Annotated in this window: 17 protein-coding genes; 3 read left to right on the top strand and 14 right to left on the bottom strand. The window is 72.5% G+C overall.

Going from position 1 to position 19,777, the window contains the following annotated elements; translation table 11 throughout:
• Nucleotides 1-2: 2 nt before the first annotated feature.
• The 11 genes from AC3A5R_RS09305 to uvrA all read right to left on the bottom strand — a co-directional run bounded on the left by AC3A5R_RS09305 (nt 3) and on the right by uvrA (nt 12,900).
• The gene (locus AC3A5R_RS09305; RefSeq protein WP_323100067.1) at nt 3-353 is read right to left on the bottom strand and encodes an RNA polymerase-binding protein RbpA; all 351 of its coding nucleotides are present in this window, start codon (nt 351-353) and stop codon (nt 3-5) included.
• Between the two features lie 12 nt (nt 354-365).
• On the bottom strand, nt 366-611 hold the full coding sequence (secG, locus tag AC3A5R_RS09310; protein WP_323100068.1) for a preprotein translocase subunit SecG: 246 nt from the start codon (nt 609-611) through the stop codon (nt 366-368).
• 151 nt (nt 612-762) lie between these two features.
• Entirely contained in the window at nt 763-1,575 is an 813-nt protein-coding gene (gene tpiA / locus AC3A5R_RS09315; protein ID WP_487620469.1) for a triose-phosphate isomerase, read from the bottom strand.
• On the bottom strand, nt 1,575-2,783 hold the full coding sequence (locus AC3A5R_RS09320; RefSeq protein WP_487620470.1) for a phosphoglycerate kinase: 1,209 nt from the start codon (nt 2,781-2,783) through the stop codon (nt 1,575-1,577). Before AC3A5R_RS09320 ends, tpiA begins: the two co-directional genes overlap by 1 nt.
• Before the next feature lie 8 nt (nt 2,784-2,791).
• Nucleotides 2,792-3,796 carry a type I glyceraldehyde-3-phosphate dehydrogenase gene (gap, locus tag AC3A5R_RS09325; protein ID WP_487620471.1) on the bottom strand — a complete coding sequence of 335 codons (1,005 nt, stop codon included), beginning with the start codon at nt 3,794-3,796 and terminating at the stop codon, nt 2,792-2,794.
• A gap of 188 nt (nt 3,797-3,984) precedes the next feature.
• Nucleotides 3,985-4,965 (bottom strand): DNA-binding protein WhiA, encoded by a 981-nt coding sequence (whiA, locus tag AC3A5R_RS09330; RefSeq protein WP_487620472.1) that lies wholly within the window; start codon nt 4,963-4,965, stop codon nt 3,985-3,987.
• 167 nt (nt 4,966-5,132) lie between these two features.
• Nucleotides 5,133-6,107 carry a gluconeogenesis factor YvcK family protein gene (locus AC3A5R_RS09335; RefSeq protein ID WP_487620473.1) on the bottom strand — a complete coding sequence of 325 codons (975 nt, stop codon included), beginning with the start codon at nt 6,105-6,107 and terminating at the stop codon, nt 5,133-5,135.
• Nucleotides 6,108-6,117: 10 nt separating this feature from the next.
• Entirely contained in the window at nt 6,118-7,035 is a 918-nt protein-coding gene (gene rapZ, locus AC3A5R_RS09340) for an RNase adapter RapZ (protein WP_323100080.1), read from the bottom strand.
• Complete coding sequence (uvrC, locus tag AC3A5R_RS09345) at nt 7,032-9,185, bottom strand: excinuclease ABC subunit UvrC (RefSeq protein WP_487620474.1); 2,154 nt, start codon at nt 9,183-9,185, stop codon at nt 7,032-7,034. The genes rapZ and uvrC overlap by 4 nt, the downstream gene beginning before the upstream one ends.
• 77 nt (nt 9,186-9,262) lie before the next feature.
• Nucleotides 9,263-9,721, bottom strand: coding sequence for a Rieske (2Fe-2S) protein (locus tag AC3A5R_RS09350; protein WP_487620475.1), 459 nt, complete (start codon nt 9,719-9,721; stop codon nt 9,263-9,265).
• On the bottom strand, nt 9,718-12,900 hold the full coding sequence (uvrA, locus tag AC3A5R_RS09355) for an excinuclease ABC subunit UvrA (RefSeq protein WP_487620476.1): 3,183 nt from the start codon (nt 12,898-12,900) through the stop codon (nt 9,718-9,720). The genes AC3A5R_RS09350 and uvrA overlap by 4 nt, the downstream gene beginning before the upstream one ends.
• 71 nt (nt 12,901-12,971) lie before the next feature.
• On the opposite strand from uvrA, the gene AC3A5R_RS09360 reads away from it, so the two are divergent.
• The 3 genes from AC3A5R_RS09360 to AC3A5R_RS09370 are packed head-to-tail and all read left to right on the top strand — an operon-like array spanning nt 12,972 to nt 16,271.
• On the top strand, nt 12,972-14,891 hold the full coding sequence (locus AC3A5R_RS09360) for a glycoside hydrolase family 15 protein (RefSeq protein WP_487620477.1): 1,920 nt from the start codon (nt 12,972-12,974) through the stop codon (nt 14,889-14,891).
• Nucleotides 14,878-15,585 (top strand): maleylpyruvate isomerase family mycothiol-dependent enzyme, encoded by a 708-nt coding sequence (locus AC3A5R_RS09365; RefSeq protein WP_487620478.1) that lies wholly within the window; start codon nt 14,878-14,880, stop codon nt 15,583-15,585. Before AC3A5R_RS09360 ends, AC3A5R_RS09365 begins: the two co-directional genes overlap by 14 nt.
• A 2-nt stretch (nt 15,586-15,587) precedes the next feature.
• Nucleotides 15,588-16,271, top strand: a complete 684-nt coding sequence (locus tag AC3A5R_RS09370) for an MBL fold metallo-hydrolase (RefSeq protein WP_487620479.1) — start codon at nt 15,588-15,590, stop codon at nt 16,269-16,271.
• 10 nt (nt 16,272-16,281) lie between these two features.
• Here the strand turns inward: AC3A5R_RS09370 and AC3A5R_RS09375 are convergent, their stop codons facing one another.
• The 3 genes from AC3A5R_RS09375 to AC3A5R_RS09385 form a co-directional block, all read right to left on the bottom strand.
• Nucleotides 16,282-17,673: a sensor histidine kinase gene (locus AC3A5R_RS09375; RefSeq protein ID WP_487620480.1), complete on the bottom strand. Its 1,392-nt coding sequence runs from the start codon at nt 17,671-17,673 to the stop codon at nt 16,282-16,284.
• 10 nt (nt 17,674-17,683) lie between these two features.
• Entirely contained in the window at nt 17,684-19,363 is a 1,680-nt protein-coding gene (locus tag AC3A5R_RS09380; protein WP_487620481.1) for an NAD(P)/FAD-dependent oxidoreductase, read from the bottom strand.
• 71 nt (nt 19,364-19,434) lie between these two features.
• A complete protein-coding gene (locus AC3A5R_RS09385; protein WP_487620482.1) occupies nt 19,435-19,773 on the bottom strand; it encodes a hypothetical protein in 339 nt (112 codons plus the stop codon).
• Between the last annotated feature and the right edge of the window lie 4 nt (nt 19,774-19,777).

The following is a 19,777-nucleotide window of genomic DNA, read 5'->3' on the forward strand; positions in this document are numbered from 1 at the left end:
GGTCACTGGATGAGGCCGCGCTCTCGCAGCGAGCTCAGGGCCTCGTCGAGGATCGCGGCGCCGTCGGCGTCGCTGCGCCGCTCCTTCACGTAGGCGAGGTGCGTCTTGTAGGGCTCGACCTTCGGCGGGGCAGGCGGGTTCTCCTTGTCCTGGCCGGCCGGGAAGCCGCAGCGCGGGCAGTCCCACGTCTCCGGCAGGACCATGCCGGGCTCCTCGGCGAAGCTCGGTCGCGTCTCGTGCCCGTTGGAGCACCAGTACGAGATGAAGACGCGAGGAGCGGCGTCCCCGCGCTCGGCCTCACCCATCGGGCCGGCACCGACCCGGCTTCCACGAATGGCGTTACCACTGGCCATGTCGTGCTCCTCTCAGCTTGCGAAGCGGGTCAGCAGACCCAGGCCGATGATCGCCGTCGCCCAGACCACCGCGACGGCCACGGTGAAGCGGTCGAGGTTGCGCTCGGCCACCGAGGAACCGCCGAGGGACGTGGACATGCCCCCGCCGAACATGTCGGACAGGCCGCCACCCTTGCCCTTGTGCAGCAGGATGAACAGGGTCAGGACCAGGCTGGACAGCACCAGCAGGACCTGGAGCACGATGCGAACCGCATCCACGGGGGTCACTCCATCTCGTCGGGGTCGTCGGCGCTCGGGGGTCTCGCTCCGTCCGCGGTCGCGGTCGGCTCCGGCGCTCGGGACAGGATACCTCCCGCGCCCGCCACGGCCGAACGACCGTGGCGGGCGGGAGGCTGCAGTGCGTGAGGCGTCAGCCTGCCGTCACGTGGTCGCGGAAGCGACAGATCGACGCGAACTCGGCCGGGTCGATGGACGCGCCACCGACGAGGGCGCCGTCGACGTCCTCCTGGGCCATGATCGCGGCCACGTTCGCGGCCTTGACGCTGCCGCCGTAGAGCACGCGGACGCCGTCGGCGACGTCGCCTCCGTAGAGCTCGGCGAGCAGCGTGCGGATCGCCGCGCAGACCTCCTGAGCGTCGTCGGGCGTCGCGACCTCGCCGGTGCCGATGGCCCAGATGGGCTCGTAGGCGATGACGATGCTCGCCGCCTGCTCCTTGGAGACCCCGTCGAGGTTCTCGCGCAGCTGCGCGACGACGTGCTCGACCTGGCGGCCCTCCTTGCGGACGTCGAGGGCCTCGCCGCAGCAGAGGATCGGCGTCAGGCCGTGGGCGTACGCGGCCCGGACCTTGGCACCCACGACGGCGTCGGTCTCGCCGTGGCCCTCGCGACGCTCGCTGTGGCCGACGACGACGTACGTGCAGCCGAGCTTGGCCAGGAACGCGCCCGAGATGTCGCCGGTGTAGGCACCGGACGCGTGGGGCGAGAGGTCCTGGGCGCCGTAGCGCAGCTCGAGCTTGTCGCCCTCGATGAGGGTCTGCACGGAGCGCAGGTCGGTGAACGGCGGCAGCACCGCCACCTCGACCGCCGCGTGGTCGTGCTTGGCGTCACGCAGCGTCCAGTCCAGCTTCTGCACGAGGTGCGTCGCCTGGAGGTGGTCGAGGTTCATCTTCCAGTTGCCGGCCATGAGCGGGACGCGCCCAACCGGCTTGGTGTCCTTCGCCATCAGGCGTCGCCCTCCTCGAGAACGGTCAGGCCCGGCAGCTGCTTGCCCTCGAGGTACTCGAGGCTCGCGCCGCCACCGGTCGAGATGTGGCCGAAGTCGTCGTCGGCGAAACCGAGCTGGCGCACCGCCGCGGCGGAGTCGCCACCGCCGACGACGGTGAGCGCACCGCCCTTCGTCACCTCCACGAGCGCCTCGGCCACGGCCTTGGTGCCGGCCGCGTACGGGGCCATCTCGAACGCGCCCATCGGGCCGTTCCAGAAGACGGTGCGGCAGTCCTCGAGCTTCTCGGCGAACAGGCGGCTCGACTCGGGGCCGATGTCGAGACCCATCCGGTCGGCCGGGATCGCGTCGGCCGCGACGACCTCGTGGTCGGCGTCGGCGCTGAACGCGTCGGCCGCGACGACGTCGACGGGCAGGACGATCTCGACACCCTCCTTCTCGGCGCGCTCGAGGTAGCCCTTGACGGTGTCGACCTGGTCGGCCTCGAGCAGGCTCTTGCCGACCTCGAGACCCTGGGCCGCGAGGAAGGTGAACACCATGCCGCCACCGATGAGGAGGCGGTCGGCGGTGCCGAGGAGGTTGCCGATGACGCCGAGCTTGTCGCTGACCTTCGCGCCGCCCAGGACGACCGCGTACGGCCGCTCGGGGTCGGCCGTGAGTCGGCGCAGCACGTCGACCTCGGTGGCGACGAGGCCACCCATGGCGTGCGGCAGCAGCCGGGCGATGTCGTAGACCGAGGCCTGCTCGCGGTGCACGACGCCGAAGCCGTCGGACACGAACACGTCTGCGAGAGAGGCGAGCTCGCGGGCGAATGCGCCGCGCTCGGCGTCGTCCTTGGCGGTCTCGCCGGCGTTGAACCGGAGGTTCTCGAGCAGCAGCACCTGGCCGTCCGCGAGCGCCGCGGCCTTCGCCTGCGCGTCCGCGCCGACGGTGTCGGTGGCGAACACGACGTCCTGGCCGAGCACCTCGCCGAGGCGCCGGGCGACCGGCGCCAGCGAGTACTTCGCCTCCGGGGCGCCCTTGGGACGCCCGAGGTGGGCGCACACGATGACGCGTGCGCCCGCCTCGGCCAGGCTGCTGATGGTCGGCGCCGACGCGCGGATGCGGCCGTCGTCGGTGATCGTCGTGCCGTCCAGCGGGACGTTGAGGTCCGACCGGACGAGGACGCGCTTGCCGCGCAGGTCCCCGAGGTCCTGGATCGTCTTCACGCCGCGCCTCAGAGCGACGAGCCGACGAGCTTCACGAGGTCGACGAGGCGGTTGGAGTAGCCCCACTCGTTGTCGTACCAGCCGACGACCTTGACCTGGTTGCCGATGACCTTGGTGAGGCCGGCGTCGAAGATGCACGAGGCCGGGTCGGTCTCGATGTCCTTGGACACGATCTCGTCCTCGGTGTAGACGAGGATGCCCTTGAGCGGGCCCTCGGCGGCAGCCTTGACCGCGGCGTTGACCTCCTCGACGGTGGTCTCGCGGCTCGCCTCGAACGTGAGGTCGGTGGCCGAGCCGGTGGGCACCGGCACGCGGAGGGCGTAGCCGTCGAGCTTGCCCTTGAGCTCGGGGAGCACGAGCGACACGGCCTTGGCCGCACCGGTCGTGGTGGGGACGATGTTGAGGGCTGCGGCGCGGGCGCGACGGAGGTCCTTGTGCGGCGCGTCCTGCAGGTTCTGGTCCTGCGTGTACGCGTGGATCGTCGTCATGAGGCCTCGGACGATGCCGAACTCGTCGTGGAGCGCCTTGGCCATCGGGGCGAGGCAGTTCGTCGTGCACGACGCGTTCGAGATGACGGTGTGCTTGTCGGCGTCGTACAGGCCGTCGTTGACGCCCATGACGATGGTGATGTCCTCGTTCTTGGCCGGGGCCGAGATGATGACCTTCTTCGCACCGCCGGCGACGTGCGCCTTGGCCTTCTCGGCGTCGGTGAAGAAGCCGGTGGACTCGACGACGACGTCGGCTCCGACGCCGGCCCAGTCGATCGCGGAGGGGTCGCGCTCCTCGAAGACCCGGATGGCCTTGCCGTCGACGATGATCGAGGTGTCGTCGTAGGACACCTCACCCGGGAAGCGGCCGAGGATCGAGTCGTACTTGAGCAGGTGGGCGAGGGTCTTGTTGTCCATGAGGTCGTTCGTGGCGACGACCTCGATGTCGGCCCCGGACGCCACGATGGCGCGGAAGAAGTTGCGGCCGATGCGGCCAAAGCCGTTGATACCAACGCGAACGGTCACTGCTGTGCACCTCTTCGGTGAGACGGTGATGAGGGTGTGTCGGACGTCGTCAGACGACCTTCGTCAGACGGTGGGGTCGCGACGCTGCGACCTTGGTCACAGGCCACCCTAGTCGCTCCCCTCCCGGCCCGAACGGGCAGTCTCAGCGCTCGGTGAGCGCCCGCTCAGCGATCCGGTCAACCATCGGGTCAGCCCTCGAGCATGTCCGGCGTGAGGTTGGCCTCGGTGCCCGGCACGCCGAGGTCCTCGGCACGCTTGTCCGCCATGGCGAGCAGGCGGCGGATGCGCCCGGCGACGGCGTCCTTGGTCATCGGCGGCTTGGCGAGCTGGCCGAGCTCCTCGAGGCTGGCCTGCTTGTGCTCGAGACGCAGGTGACCGGCCTCGCGCAGGTGCTCGGGGACGTCCTCGCCGAGCAGCTCCATGGCGCGCTCGACGCGGGCGCCGGCAGCGACCGCGGCCCGCGCGGACCGACGGAGGTTGGCGTCGTCGAAGTTGGCGAGGCGGTTGGCCGTGGCGCGCACCTCGCGGCGCATCCGGCGCTCCTCCCAGGCGAGGACGGCGTCGTGGGCGCCCAGACGCGTCAACATGGCGCCGATGGCGTCGCCGTCGCGGATGACGACCCGGTCGACGCCGCGCACCTCGCGGGCCTTGGCCTGGATGCCGAGCCGGCGGGCGGCGCCGACGAGGGCCAGCGCCGCCTCCGGGCCGGGGCAGGTGACCTCGAGCGCCGAGGAGCGACCCGGCTCGGTCAGCGAGCCGTGCGCGAGGAACGCCCCGCGCCAGGCCGCCTCCGAGTCGCACGTGGCCGCGCTGACGACCTTCGGCGGCAGGCCGCGGACCGGACGGCCGCGCGAGTCGATGAGGCCGGTCTGGCGGGCGAGGGTCGCGCCCTCCTCGACGACGCGCACGACGTAGCGCGAGCCGCGGCGCAGCCCACCTGCGGCGAGGACGAGGACGTCGCTCTTGTGCCCGTACACCTCGGCGATGTTGCGCCGCAGGCGCCGTGCCGCGTTGGCGGTGTCGAGCTCGGCCTCGACGACGATCTGGCCGCCGATGATGTGCAGCCCGCCGGCGAAGCGCAGCATCGTCGACACCTCGGCCTTGCGACAGCAGGGCTTGGTCACCTCGAGGCGCGAGAGCTCGTCCTTCACCTTTGCTGTCATGGCCATGTGGCACATCCTGCCACCCTGATCAAGCACCCTCCGCCCGAGTGGGGTTCCTGACACGCCGCGACCCCCTTCGCACGCACCGCGAACGGTTCGTCATGGTTCGTCCCACCCCCGCTCCCGGGCGCGTCCGAGGGCGCCCGGGCACGCGTCCGGAGGGGTCGGGGCAGTCAGGCGATGACGTCGCGCAGCGCGGCCGCGAGGCGCAGCGGGTCGTGGACGCCGGGAGCCCCGCGCGCCGACACCGGGGCGACGACGAGCTCCGCACCGAGCTCGTCGGCGGCCGCGCGCAGCGACGCCTCGTCGACGACGACGCTCGGGTCGGCGAGGACGACGTCGAGGCGCAGCTCGGGGGCGTTTGCGGCGAACGAGGCGAGGTGGTCCTCGGCGCGGAAGTCGCGGGTCTCGCCCTTGTGCACCTCGAGGTTGAGGTTGAGCAGCCGCCGGGCCGGGGTCGCGACGAGCGCGTCGGCGAGGTCGGGCACGAGCAGGTGCGGCATGACGGAGGTGAACCACGACCCCGGCCCGAGGACGACCCAGTCGGCCTCGGCGACGGCCCCGAGCGCCTCGGTGCACGGTTCGGGGCAGGTGGGCACGATCCCGATCGAGGACACGACGCCGGGCGAGGACGCGACCCGGTGCTGGCCGTGGACGGTGACGGCGTCGTCCGGCCGGTCGGGGTCGTGGCCGACGATCTCGGCGACGATCTCGAGCGGCTCGGCGGCCATCGGGAGCACCCGTCCGCGCGCGCCGAGCAGCCGGCCCACCAGGTCGAGACCCTGGACGGTGTCGCCGAGCAGCTCCCAGATCGAGACGATCATGAGGTTGCCCAGGGCGTGGCCCTTGAGCTCGCCGGCGCCGGCGAACCGGTGCTGGAGGACGTCGCGCCACGTGTGGCCCCAGTCGCTGTCGTCGCAGAGCGCCGAGAGGGCCATCCGCAGGTCGCCGGGGGGCAGGACGTCGAACTCGCGGCGGAGCCGTCCGCTCGATCCGCCGTCGTCGGCGACGGTGACGACGGCCGTCACGTGGTCGGTGAGCAGGCGCAGGGCGCTCAGGGTCGCCGACAGGCCGTGGCCGCCACCGAGGGCGACGATCCGGCGCTGCTGCGACGGGCCGAGCGCGACGCGGGGTGCCGGGACGGTCACGCGCGCGGCCTCACTCGCGTCCGAGGTCGCGGTGCACGACGAACGTGTCGACGCGGTCGCGCCCGCCGAGCCGGCCGCTCAGGGCCTCCGCCGTGGCGACCGACCGGTGCTTGCCGCCGGTGCAGCCGACGGCGACCGTGACGTAGCGACGCCCCTCGCGGACGTAGCCCTCGATCATCGTGCCGAGCAGGTCGCTGGCGCGGTCGATGAACTCCTCGGCGCCGGGCTGCTTCATGACGAACTCGGCGACCGGCTCGTCGCGTCCGGTCAGGGATCGCAGCTCGGGCACCCAGTACGGGTTGGGCAGGAAGCGCATGTCGAAGACGACGTCGGCGTCGAGCGGCAGGCCGTACTTGAAGCCGAAGGACATGACGGCGATGCGCAGCTGCACCTTGCGGTCGCCGGCGAAGAGCGAGGACAGCTTGGCGCTCAGCTGGTGCACGTTGAGGCCCGAGCTGTCGATGACGACGTCGGCCGAGGACCGGAGGTCCTGGAGCAGCTCACGCTCGCGCTGGATGCCGTCGAGCAGCCGGCCGCTGCCCTGCAGCGGGTGCGGCCGTCGGACGCTCTCGAAGCGGCGGACGAGGGCCTCGTCGGTCGCGTCGAGGAAGACGAGGCTCGGCCGCTCGCCCCGCTCGCGCGCGGCGGAGATGGCCTCGTCGAGGTGGCCGAACCAGCCACCGGCGCGGACGTCGACGACGACCGCGACCTGCTGGTGGGATGCCTCGGGGTTGTTCGCGAGGGCGGCGTCGCGCAGCTCGGCGAGGTGGCCGAGCAGCTGCGGGGGCAGGTTGTCGACGACGAGCCACCCGAGGTCCTCGAGGACGTTGGCCGTCGTGCTGCGGCCGGCACCACTCATGCCGGTGACGATGACGATCGGTGCGTCGGCGAGGGCGGCCGGGCTGGTGGGCCTGCTGTCGGCGGTCATTCGAGGACTTCTCCCGTCGTGAGGTTCACGGCTGGCTCCTGGGGTGCACCCTCAGCCAAGTGCGTCACGACGGCCGAAGCAAGCGACGGGCCGATGCCCGGTACGGCCATGATGTCCGTCTCGTCCGCTGCGCGAAGTCGTTTCACCGATCCGAAGTGGCGCAGCAGGGCCTTCTGACGACTCGCCCCGAGGCCGGGGACCCCGTCGAGGGCGCTCGTCGTCATGGCCTTGGACCGACGCTGGCGGTGGAAGGTGATGGCGAAGCGGTGCGCCTCGTCACGCAGCCGCTGCAGCAGGTACAGCCCCTCGCTCGTGCGGGGCAGGATGACGGGGTGCTCGGTGCGGGGCAGCCACACCTCCTCGAGGCGCTTGGCCAGGCCCACGAGTGCGACCTCCTCGATGCCGAGCTCGTCGAGCACGGCCTGGGCGGCATTGACCTGAGGCAGCCCGCCGTCGACGACGACGAGGCTCGGCGGGTAGGCGAAGCGGCGCGGGCGGCCGGTCTCGGGGTCGATGGGCCCCGACGCGGCGGGCGTGTCCTCGGCGGTGCCGTCGACGGAGTGGTCGGCGGTGTTGTCGCCACCCTCATCGAGCGAGCGGGTCTCCTCGGCGAGCTCGGCGAGCTCGCCGTCGGCGGCGGCCTCGTCGAGGTACCGGCGGAACCGCCGGGTCAGCACCTCGCGCATCGCCGCGGTGTCGTCGACCGTGACGGTGCCGTCGGCGGCTGCCTCGACGGTGACGCCCGTGCCGCCGCCGTCGACGGACGACCCGGACGCACCGGACGCACCGGACGCATCGGACGCATCGGACCCGCGGCCGGCGACCGCCGTGCCACGGACGATGAAGCGTCGGTACTCGCTCTTGCGGGGCAGGCCGTCCTCGAAGACGACCATCGAGGCCACGACGTTGGTGCCCTGGACGTGGCTGACGTCGTAGCACTCGATGCGCAGCGGTGCGTCGTCGAGCTCGAGGAAGTCCTGCAGCTCCTGCAGGGCCTGGCTGCGCAGCGTGAGGTCGCCGGCACGGGCCACCTTGTGGCGGGCCAGCGACTGGTCGGCGTTGCGGCGCACGGTCTCCATGAGCGTCCGCTTGTCGCCCCGCTGCGGGATGCGGACGTCGACCCGGGCCCCGCGCACCGATGAGAGCCACTCGACGACGGCCTCGGCGTCCTCCGGGAGCGTCGGCACGAGGACCTCTCGCGGCACGGAGTCGCGGTCGGCGTCGCCGTAGACCTGCTGGAGCAGGTGGCCGACGAGGGCGGGGAGGTCCTCGCTCTCCTTCTCGACGACCCAGCCGCGCTGGCCCCGGATGCGCCCGCCCCGGACGTGGAAGACCTGGACGGCGGCCTCGAGGTCGTCATCGGCGAGCGCGAAGACGTCGGCGTCGGTGGCGTCGCCGAGGACGACGGCCTGCTTCTCGAGAGCCTTGCTGATGGCGCCGATGTCGTCGCGCAGCCGGGCGGCCTGCTCGAAGTCGAGCTCGCCTGCGGCCTCGCGCATCCGGACCTCGAGGCGCTTGACGAACCGGTTCGTGTTGCCCGCCATGAAGTCGCAGAAGTCCTCGGCGATGGCCCGGTGCTCCTCGGGCGTGACGCGCCCGACGCACGGGGCCGAGCACTTGTCGATGTAGCCGAGCAGGCACGGCCGTCCGCTCGCCGCGGCGCGCTTGTAGACGCCGGAGGAGCAGGTGCGCAGCGGGAAGACGCGCAGCAGCAGGTCGAGGGTCTCGCGGATGGCCCAGGCGTGGCCGTACGGGCCGAAGTAGCGGGTGCCCTTGCGCTTCGCGCCGCGCATCACCTGCGCTCGCGGGATCTCCTCCCCCATCGTCACGGCGAGGAACGGGTAGGACTTGTCGTCGCGGTACTTGACGTTGAACCGCGGGTCGAACTCCTTGATCCAGGAGTACTCGAGCTGGAGCGCCTCGACCTCGGTGCGCACGACGGTCCACTCCACCGACGCCGCCGTCGTGACCATGGTCGCCGTGCGCGGGTGGAGCGCGGTGATGTCCTGGAAGTACGAGGACAGCCGCGGGCGAAGGGATTTCGCCTTTCCGACGTAGATGACCCGGCCGTGCGCGTCGCGAAAGCGGTAGACGCCCGGGTCGGTCGGGATCTCTCCCGGCTTGGGTCGGTAGGTCGTCGGGTCCGCCACGTGTCCCACCCTATGTCGGGCCACCGACGCACCACGGTGCGCCCCCGGGTGGGGCGCGAGCGCCTGTGACCGGTGGGTCAGCTGACGCTGAGGTTGCTGCCGCTCACGGTGACGGTCTTCGGGGTCAGTCCGGTGGGGGCCGGGCCCGACTCGACGTCGCCGGTCGCCAGCGCGAAGTGGCTCAGGTGACACGGGCACACGAGCTGGTCGCCCTGCACCGACGACACCGCGCACCCCTGGTGCGGGCACGTCGTGTCGAACGCCTTGAACGTGCCGGCCTTCGGCTGCGTCACGACGGTGCGGGCGTCGGGGAGGAACTTCGCGCCCCCGACCGGCACCTCGGACGTCGGGATCTTCGTCGCGCCCGCCGCTCCACCACCGGAGGTGTCGGCGGGCGTCGAGGGGCTGCTGCAGGCGGCGAGGGCACCGGCGCCGGCCAGCGCACCGACCCCGAGGAGGACGCTCCGGCGCCCGGTGCCCGGGATCGGGGCGACGTGGTCACCGTCGACGGTGCCGGCCTCGTGCTGCTCGGTCATGCCTTCCTCTTCCGGGTCGTCGTGCTCGGCGACGTGCGCGCGGTGCTCACGGTGGAGCCCGAGGACGCCTTCTTCGCGGCGGCGGTGGTCTTCGTCGAGCGCGTGGCGGTCTTCGTCGCGGCCGTCTTCGTCGTCGCCGTCTTCGTCGTCGCCGTCTTCTTCGTCGCCGTCTTCTTGGTGGCCGCCGTGCCGGTCAGGGTGCGCTTCGTGGCTGAGCCGGAGCCGGACGTCCGCTGGGAACCGGTCGAGCCCTTCGCCGCTGCACGCGTCCCGGAGGCCCGCGTGGTCGTGCGCGCCGTGCGCTCGAGGATCGGCTTGAGGAACCGGCCGGTGTGGCTCACCTCGACGTCGGCGACGTCCTCGGGGGTGCCCTCGGCGATGACGGTGCCACCGCCGGATCCGCCCTCCGGGCCCATGTCGATGATCCAGTCGGCGTTCTTGATGACGTCGAGGTTGTGCTCGATGACGATGACGGTGTTGCCCTTGTCGACGAGGCCCTGCAGGACGTCGAGCAGCTTGCGGATGTCCTCGAAGTGCAGCCCGGTGGTCGGCTCGTCGAGGACGTAGATGGTGCGCCCGGTGGAGCGCTTCTGCAGCTCGCTCGCGAGCTTGACGCGCTGGGCCTCACCACCGGACAGGGTCGGTGCCGGCTGGCCGAGCCGCACGTAGCCGAGGCCGACGTCGTTGAGGGTCTTGAGGTGGCGCGCGATCGCGGGCACCGCCTCGAAGAACGTCGCGGCCTCCTCGATCGGCATGTCGAGCACGTCGGCGATCGTCTTGCCCTTGAAGTGCACCTCGAGCGTCTCGCGGTTGTACCGGGCCCCGTGGCAGACCTCGCACGGGACGTAGACGTCGGGCAGGAAGTTCATCTCGATCTTGATCGTGCCGTCGCCGGAGCAGGCGTCGCAGCGACCGCCCTTGACGTTGAACGAGAACCGGCCGGGCTGGTAGCCCCGGACCTTGGCCTCGGTCGTCTCGGCGAAGAGCTTGCGCATGTTGTCGAAGACGCCGGTGTAGGTGGCCGGGTTCGACCGCGGGGTGCGCCCGATGGGGCTCTGGTCGACGTGGACGACCTTGTCGAGCTGGTCGAGGCCGGTGACGGTCTTGTGCCGGCCCGGCACGTGCCGCGCCCCGTTGAGCTTGTTGGCGAGGACGTTGTAGAGGATGTCGTTGACGAGCGTCGACTTGCCCGAGCCGGAGACGCCGGTGACGGCGACGAGGTTGCCGAGCGGGAAGCTGACGCTGACGTCCTTGAGGTTGTTCTCGCGCGCCCCGGTGACCGTGACCTGGCGGCCGTCGTGGCCGCGGCGCACCGCCGGCGTCGGGATCTCGCGGCGGCCGGACAGGTACATGCCGGTGAGCGAGTCGGGGTGCTCGAGCAGGCCCTTGACGGGGCCCGAGTGCACGACGTGACCGCCGTGCTCGCCGGCGCCGGGGCCGATGTCGACGACCCAGTCGGCCGTGGCGATGGTGTCCTCGTCGTGCTCGACGACGATGAGGGTGTTGCCGAGGTCGCGCAGTCGGGTCAGCGTCTCGATGAGGCGGTGGTTGTCGCGCTGGTGCAGGCCGATCGAGGGCTCGTCGAGGACGTAGAGGACGCCGACGAGGCCGGACCCGATCTGCGTCGCGAGCCGGATGCGCTGGGCCTCACCGCCGGACAGCGTGCCGGCAGGCCGGTCGAGGGACAGGTAGTCGAGGCCGACGTCGAGGAGGAAGCCGAGGCGCGCGTCGATCTCCTTGATGACGCGCTCGGCGATCTGCTTCTCGCGGGACGTGAAGTCGACGGTGTCGAGGAAGCCGGCCGCCTCGTTGATGGCGAGGTTGCAGACCTCGGCGATGTTCTTGCCGCCGACGAGCACGGCCAGCGACTCGGGCTTGAGGCGGGCGCCCTTGCACACGGGGCACGGCACCTCGCGCATGAAGCCCTCGTACCGCTCCCGGCTCCACTCGGAGTCGGTCTCGGAGTGGCGACGCTTGATGAAGGGCACGACGCCCTCGAACCCCGTGGTGTACGAGCGGTCGCGGCCGTAGCGGTTGCGGTACTTCACGTGCACCTTGTAGTTCTGCCCGTGCAGCAGCGCCTCGCGGGCCCGCGCCGGCAGCGCGCGCCACGGCACGTCCATGGAGAACTTCATGTCCTCGGCGAGGGCGGCCATCACCCGCTGGAAGTACTCCGCCGAGCCGGAGCCCTGGGCCCACGGCTGGATGGCGCCGTCGGCGAGGCTGAGGTCGTCGTCGGGCACGACGAGCTCGGGGTCGACCTCGAGCTCGGTGCCGATGCCGGTGCACGTGGGGCAGGCGCCGAACGGGGAGTTGAACGAGAACGACCGCGGCTGGACCTCGTCCATGCCGAGCGGGTGGTTGTTGGGGCAGGCCATCTTCTCGGAGAAGCGGCGCTCGCGGTCGGCGTCCTTGGGCTCGCGGTCGACGAAGTCGATGACGAGGACACCGCCGGCCAGGCCCAGGGCCGTCTCGACGGAGTCGGTGAGGCGACGCTTGGCGCCGGCGTCGTCGCCCTTGGCGACGAGGCGGTCCACGACGACCTCGATCGTGTGCTTGCGCTGCTTCTCGAGCTTGGGCGCCTCGGTGAGCGAGACGACCTCGCCGTCGACGCGGGCGCGGGAGAAGCCCTTGGTCTGCAGCTCGGCGAAGAGGTCGACGAACTCGCCCTTGCGGCCCTGGACGACGGGCGCCAGCACCTGGAAGCGGGTGCGGTCCTCGAGGGTCAGCAGCTGGTCGACGATCTGCTGCGGCGACTGCCGCGTGACCGGCTCGCCGCAGACCGGGCAGTGCGGCCGGCCGGCGCGGGCGAAGAGGAGACGCAGGTAGTCGTAGACCTCGGTGATGGTGCCGACGGTGGAGCGCGGGTTGCGGTTGGTCGACTTCTGGTCGATCGACACGGCGGGCGACAGGCCCTCGATGAAGTCGACGTCGGGCTTGTCCATCTGCCCGAGGAACTGCCGCGCGTAGGCGGAGAGCGACTCGACGTACCGGCGTTGCCCCTCGGCGAAGATCGTGTCGAACGCGAGGCTCGACTTGCCCGACCCGGACAGCCCGGTGAAGACGACGAGGCTGTCCCGCGGGAGGTCGACCGAGACGTCGCGCAGGTTGTGCTCGCGGGCGCCGCGGACGACGAGGGAGTGGGAGGTGCCGGTGGGCGTAGCAGTCACGCGCCCCATGCTAGGTCGGGCCACCGACAGTGCCCGAATGCGCCCGACGAGCACCCGCCCGGGTTCGGCATACTCGCTGCATGAGCACGTGGCAGTCCACCCCCATCGAGGACTACGCCGTCCTCGGCGACCTCGGCACCGCCGCCCTCGTGAGCCGGAAGGGCTCCGTGGACTGGCTGTGCCTGCCCCGGTTCGACTCCCGTGCCTGCTTCGCTGCCCTGCTGGGCACGCCCGACAACGGTCGCTGGCTCCTGACGCCCGTCGACCCCGACGCCGAGACGACCCGCCGCTACGTCGGCAACTCCTTCGTCCTCGAGACCACCCACCGCACCCCCACCGGCACGGTCCGGGTGACCGACGTCATGCCCCTCGCCGACGGCCGCTCCGACCTGCTGCGCCGGATCGAGGGCGTCGAGGGCACGGTCCGGATGCAGCACGAGTGGACGGTGCGCTTCAACTACGGCCGCACCCGGCCGTGGGTCATGCGCCACCACGACGACCTCGAGGACCGCGTCGACGAGATCATCACCGCCATCGCCGGCCCCGACATGGTCGTGCTGCGCGGTGCGCGTCTCCCCCACGCCCAGGCGGGGCACCACGTCGACGAGTTCGACGTCACCGCCGGGCAGACGATGACGTTCTCGACGACGTGGTTCCGCAGCAACGACGACGTGCCGCCCCCGCTGCGCGTCCGCGCCCGCATCGAGGAGACGCTCGCGCTCAGCGAGGAGTACGCCGCGCAGAGCCACTACCGCGGCCCGTACGAGTCTGCGGTGACCCGGTCGCTGCTCACCCTGCGGGCCCTGACCCACCAGTCCACGGGCGGCATCGTCGCGGCGGCCACGACCTCGCTGCCCGAGGACTTCGGCGGCGAGCGCAACTGGGACTACCGGTTCTGCTGGCTGCGCGACGCCGCGCTCACCCTCGAGGCGCTCCTCGGCTGCGGCTACGTCGAGGAGACGGCCCTGTGGCGCGACTGGCTGCTGCGGGCCGTGGCCGGCGACCCCGAGGACATGCAGATCATGTACCGCGTCGACGGCGGACGCGACCTGCCGGAGCGCGAGCTGGCCCACCTGGCCGGATATGCCGGGTCCCGCCCCGTGCGCGTCGGCAACGCGGCCGTCGACCAGCGCCAGACCGACGTGCTCGGCGAGGTGATGATCTCGCTCGACCACGCCCGAGAGCGGGGCCTCGAGGAGGACGAGCACTCGTGGAGCCTCCAGCGGGCCCTCGTCAACCACCTCGCGACGCACTGGGAGGAGGCCGACAACGGGCTCTGGGAGATCCGCGGGCCGCTGCGGCACTTCACCCACTCCCGCGCCATGGTGTGGGCGGCCTTCGACCGCGCCGTCAAGGCCGTCGAGCTGTACGGCCTCGAGGGCCCGGTCGAGCGCTGGCGCGAGCTGCGCGACCGCGTCCGGCAGGAGGTGCTCGACAAGGGCTACGACCCGGTCCGCAACACCTTCGTCCAGCACTACGACACCGGCGAGCTGGACGCGTCGCTGCTGACGCTCTCCTCGATCGGCTTCGTCGACGGCGACGACCCGCGCATGGTCGGCACCATCCGGGCCGTCGAGGAGGACCTGCTCCGCGACGGCCTCGTCATGCGCTACCGCACCCAGACCGGCGTCGACGGCCTGGCCGGCGACGAGCACCCGTTCCTCGCCTGCTCGTTCTGGCTCGTCACCGCGTACGCGCGTGCGGGCATGCTGGACGAGGCCTCCGAGCTGATGGACCGCCTCGTCCGGCTCGCCAACGACGTCGGCCTCCTCGCAGAGGAGTACGACCCGGCCACCGGGCGCATGGTCGGCAACTTCCCGCAGGCGTTCTCCCACCTGACGCTCGTGGGCGCCGCCCTCGCGATCGAACGGGCGACGCGTCGGGCCGAGGAGGCCGCCCGGGAGGGCGGGGCCACCGACGACGCCGAATCCGCCGAGCACCACCGCTACGAGGCACCCGACCCCGCCGACCGCCAGGAGGCCGCCGATGCACCGTCGTGACGTCACGCCCGACCACGTCGCCACCGAGACCGACCGTCTGCTCACCACCGTCGACCGGCTCTCCGACGCCGACCTCGCCGGGCCCTCGCTGTGCGAGGGCTGGTCGCGCGGGCACGTGCTCGCCCACCTGGCGCGCAACGCCGACGCCCTGACGCGCGTCGTGGCGGTGGCCACGACCGGCGTCGCCGACACGATGTACGACAGCCCCGGGGCCCGCGACGCCGACATCGCCGCGGGGGCCGGGCGAGCGGTCGCGGCACAGGCCGACGACCTGCGTGCCTCGGCGGCGCGCCTCGCCGACGCGCTGGGGCAGCTGACGCCCGAGCACGGCGGCGTCCACGTGCGCCGGACGCCCGGCGGTCAGGAGATGCCGGTCGGTGCCGTGCCCTACCTGCGCCTGCGCGAGCTCGTCTTCCACCACGCCGACCTCGACGCCGGGTTCGGCTTCGCCGACGCGCCCGCGGACGTCGTCGCGCTGCTCCTCGACGACGCCGTGGCCCGGCTCACCACGCCCGACGGCCCCGGTGCTCCCGACGTCAGACTCGTCACCGACGAGGGCGAGGAGCACGTGCTCGGGTCGGGCGCGACCCGGGTGTCCGGGCCGCGCGCCGGTGTGCTGCTGTGGCTCGCCCGCGGTCACACCGACGGCGTCACCGTCGAGGGGCCGCTGCCGACCCTGCCGTTCGGGGGCTGACCATGAGGGACGCCTCGCCTGCCGCCCCGTACACCGGCCACGTCGACGCCGGCGGCCCCGCCGCGGTGCGCGAGCTGCCCGCCCTGACGATCCGCAAGCTCGAGGTCGGCGACTTCGGCAACAACGCCTACCTGCTGACCTGCCGGTCCACCGGCGCCCAGCTGCTCGTCGACGCCGCGGCCGACGCCGACCGTCTCCTCGAGCTGGTCGGCGACGGCGGCGCGGGCCTCGCGACCGTCGTCACGACGCACCAGCACCACGACCACGTCGGCGCGCTCGCCGAGGTCGTGCGCGCGACCGGCGCGCGGACCGTCGCCGGGGCCGAGGACGCCGATGCGCTGCCCGTGCGGGTCGACGACCGCGTCGGCCAGGGCGACACGGTCCGGTTCGGCGACGTCGTGCTCGACGTCGTGCACCTGCGTGGTCACACGCCGGGCTCGATCGCGCTGGCCTACAACGACCCCGAGGGCGTCACCCACCTGTTCACCGGCGACAGCCTCTTCCCCGGCGGCGTGGGCAACACGAAGAACGCGGGACAGAGCTTCGCCTCGCTCATCGAGGACGTCACGACCCGCGTCTTCGACGTCTACGACGACGACACGTGGTTCTACCCCGGGCACGGCGACGACTCGACGCTCGGTGCCGAGCGCCCGTCCCTGCCGGAGTGGCGCGCCCGCGGCTGGTGAGCCGGGCGGCTCAGGACGCGTCGGCCACCGGGAGCCGCACCCGGAAGGTCGTGTCGCCCGGGTGTGACTCGACCTCGATGGTGCCGCCGTGCCGGTCGACGACGATGCGGCGGGCGATGTCGAGCCCGAGGCCGGAGCCGCGGCCCACCTCCTTCGTCGTGTAGAACGCCTCGAAGGCCCGCTCGAGCGCCTCCGTGTCCAGCCCGGGCCCGGTGTCGTGGACGGACACGACGACCCACCCCTCCTCGGCACGCGTCGTCACGGTCAGGGTGCCGGAGCCGTCCATGGCGTCGACGGCGTTGTCGACGAGGTTGGTCCACACCTGGTTGAGCTCGCCGGGCAGGCCCTCGACCGGGGGGACGGCGGTGCCCCAGTCGCGCACGACCGAGACGCCGTCGCGCAGCCTCGGCCCCATGACGAGCAGCGTGCTCTCGAGCCCGTCGCGCACGTCGACGCGCTGCAGCGACGCGCGGTCCATCTGCGAGTACGACTTGACGGCCGACACGAGCTCGCTGACCCGCCGCGTCGACTCGCGCACCTGGCGCAGGAGCGCGGCCACGTCGACCGTCGCGCCGACCCACGCGAGGGCCGGCCCCACTGCGTGCGGCGGCACGGCCTCTGCGACGCGCTCGCCCCACGCGACGTCCGCGCCCGAGGCCACGAGGGTCGGGGAGATCTCCCACGGACGGGCGACGCCGTGGTGCTCGAGCCAGTCGCCGAGCGCCTCCTCGCGGTCGGCCTGCTCGAGCGCGTCGGGCAGCACCGTCGGCGGCTCGAGCTCGCGGCGCAGCGCGTCGAGGGCACTGAACTGCTCGGCGGTGACGGCCCGGCCGGCCAGGTCGCGCAGGCCCTCGAGGAGCGCGTCGCAGGCCCGCGCGAGGTCGGCCGCCGAGCGGGTGGCGGCCGCCGCGGGGTTGTTGATCTCGTGGGCCAGCCCGGCGGCGAGGGTGCCGAGGGTCACGAGGGCGCTGCGCTGACGAGCCGTGGCCTCGATCGAGCGGGCCGTGCCGTAGAGCCCGGCGACGAGGTGGGCGGCGAACGGGAACCACGTGTCCGCGAAGGCGCGGAGCCGCTCGGCGGGCACCCGGAGCACGTGCCCCGGCTCACGCCCGCGCCCGGTGGCGAGGTAGACGCCGTTCTCGTCCCAGGCCCGGAAGCCGCCGGCCCACCGGCCCGGCACGTCCATCCGACCGACGACGACGTCCTCGCGGCCGCTGTGCCGCGACAGCTCGAGCGACCCGTCGAGCAGCACCCACCACGCGTCGGCGTGCTCGCCCTCGCGGAAGAGCAGGTCGCCCGGACCGACCTCCACCTCCTCGCCGACGTCGAGGAGCGCGTCGAGCTGCTCGTCGGTCAGGCCGTCGAAGAGCGGGACGGCTCGGAGGTCGTCGCGCGTCACCATCCCGGCCTCCTCAGACCGTCGCCAGGTAGCGGTGCACGAAGTGGACGGCCATGGCGCCCTCCCCGACGGCGGAGGCGACGCGTTTCATCGAGTCGAGCCGCACGTCGCCGGCGGCGAACACTCCGGGCAGGCTCGTCTCGAGGGCGAAGGGTGCGCGGGCCAGCGGCCACACCGGATACCCGGGCGCGACAGCGCTGCCCACTCCCCTGGCGACGAGATCCGTTCCGGTCACGACGAACCCGTGGTCGTCGCGCATGACGTCGGCACCCAGCCAGTCGGTGCGCGGCTCCGCGCCGATGAAGACGAAGAGCCAGGACCCCGGCACGACGAGCGTTGTCCCGGAGGTGCGGTCCCGCAGGGTCAGCCACTCGAGGTGCTCCGCACCCGCCACCGCAGAGACCTCGGAACCGAGCCGTACCTCGATGCAGGGGTGGGCCCGGACGCGGTCGACGAGGTAGGTCGACATCGACGCCTCGAGGTTCGGACCGCGCACGACGAGCGTGACGCTGCGGGCGAATCGCGCGAGGTTGAGCGCCGCCTGGCCGGCCGAGTTCGCAGCCCCCACGACGAACACGTCGTCGCCGGCGCACTGGGCGGCGTCGCGGGCGTTGGCGCCGTAGTAGACGCCGCGGCCGACGAGCGCGTCGACCCCCTCGGCGCCGAGGCGACGGTAGGAGACCCCGGTCGCGAGTACGACGCTGCGCGCCTCGACGTCGTCACCCCCCTCGATCCGGACAGCCCGCACCGGCCCTCGGGCCTCGAGCGCGGTCACGTCGCGGGCGACGACGAGCTCGGCACCGAACCGTCTGGCCTGAGCGAGCGCCCGCTGGGTCAGGTCGTCGCCGGACAGCCCGCGCGGGAAGCCGAGGTAGTTCTCGATCGAAGCGCTCTGGCCCGCCTGGCCGCCGGGGGCCGCGTGCTCGACGACGACGGTCGAGAGGCCCTCCGACGCCGCGTACACGGCCGCCGCGAGGCCCGCCGGTCCCCCACCGACGATGCACAGGTCGTAGAGGCTGCGCTCGGCACGGGTGCGCAGCCCGAGGGCCGCCGCGAGGTCGACGAGCGCCGGGTCGCGCAGCGTGTCGCCGTCGGGCACGAGCACGAGCGGCAGGTCGGACGCGTCCGCACCGGCGACGTCGAGCAGGCGCGCGCCCTCGGCGTCGCGCTCGACGTCGAACCACGCGTACGGCACGTGGTGGTTGGCCAGGAAGGTCTTGACCTCGTGGCTCCGCTCGGACCACCGGTGCCCGACGACGCGCACGTCGGAGGCGTGGTCGGGGTGCGCCGCGTGCCAGTCGGACAGGAGGTCGTCGACGACCGGGTAGAGCCGCTCCTCGGGGGGGTCCCACGGCTTGAGGAGGTAGTGGTCGAGCCCGATGTCGTTGATCGCGGCGATGGCGACGTCGGTGTCGGCGTAGGCCGTGAGCAGCAGCACCTTGGCGTCGGCGGCGAGGTCGCGGACGTGTCCGAGCAGCTCGATCCCGGTCATGCCCGGCATCCGCTGGTCGGCGAGGACGAGGGCGAGCGGCTGGTCGCGCAGGACGAGCCGTCGCACCACCTCGAGCGCCTCGGCGCCGGAGGTCGCGCGCACGACGCGGTGCTCCGCGCCGTAGCGGGAACGCAGGTCGCGCGCCACCGCCTCGGACACGTGAGGGTCGTCGTCGACGGTGAGGATGACCGGCCTGCCCACCGCCTCAGCGTAGGAGCAGGCAGCCGCGAACGGGCCCGAGTGGGCGGATCCCGCTCATGGTGAGGAGGGCGTCAGGCGCTCTCGGCCTCGTCGACGTCCGAGATGTCGCCCATGCCCGACGTGTCACCCTCGGCGAGCGCGATGAACGACTCGAGCTCGGTGCGCAGGAACTCCAGGTCGTCGGGCACGTTCGTGAGGATGAAGTGCCGTCGCAGGCTGTGCGCGACGCAGAGGCCGACGCCGAGGCGGGAGCGGCCGTGGCGTTCGCGCCACGCACGCTCGAGCTCCGGCCCGCCGGTCCAGTCGACCGGGGCGTGGAGCCAGCCCTGCACGTCGACGATGTCGCCGTCGGGGCCGTGTCGTCGGTTCTTCGGAGGGTCGAACCCCTCCAGGATGATCCGCTCGTCCATGTTT

It is taken from the genome of Intrasporangium sp. Soil_C_50 (genome assembly GCF_057656595.1).

Coding starts and splice junctions, on each gene's coding strand:
- AC3A5R_RS09305 (WP_323100067.1), bottom strand. CDS start 353: ATGGCCAGTGGTAACGCCATTCGTGGAAGCCGGGTCGGTGCCGGCCCG.
- tpiA (WP_487620469.1), bottom strand. CDS start 1,575: ATGGCGAAGGACACCAAGCCGGTTGGGCGCGTCCCGCTCATGGCCGGC.
- whiA (WP_487620472.1), bottom strand. CDS start 4,965: ATGGCCATGACAGCAAAGGTGAAGGACGAGCTCTCGCGCCTCGAGGTG.
- rapZ (WP_323100080.1), bottom strand. CDS start 7,035: ATGACCGCCGACAGCAGGCCCACCAGCCCGGCCGCCCTCGCCGACGCA.
- AC3A5R_RS09350 (WP_487620475.1), bottom strand. CDS start 9,721: ATGACCGAGCAGCACGAGGCCGGCACCGTCGACGGTGACCACGTCGCC.
- uvrA (WP_487620476.1), bottom strand. CDS start 12,900: ATGGGGCGCGTGACTGCTACGCCCACCGGCACCTCCCACTCCCTCGTC.
- AC3A5R_RS09360 (WP_487620477.1), top strand. CDS start 12,972: ATGAGCACGTGGCAGTCCACCCCCATCGAGGACTACGCCGTCCTCGGC.
- AC3A5R_RS09365 (WP_487620478.1), top strand. CDS start 14,878: ATGCACCGTCGTGACGTCACGCCCGACCACGTCGCCACCGAGACCGAC.
- AC3A5R_RS09370 (WP_487620479.1), top strand. CDS start 15,588: ATGAGGGACGCCTCGCCTGCCGCCCCGTACACCGGCCACGTCGACGCC.
- AC3A5R_RS09375 (WP_487620480.1), bottom strand. CDS start 17,673: ATGGTGACGCGCGACGACCTCCGAGCCGTCCCGCTCTTCGACGGCCTG.
- AC3A5R_RS09385 (WP_487620482.1), bottom strand. CDS start 19,773: ATGGACGAGCGGATCATCCTGGAGGGGTTCGACCCTCCGAAGAACCGA.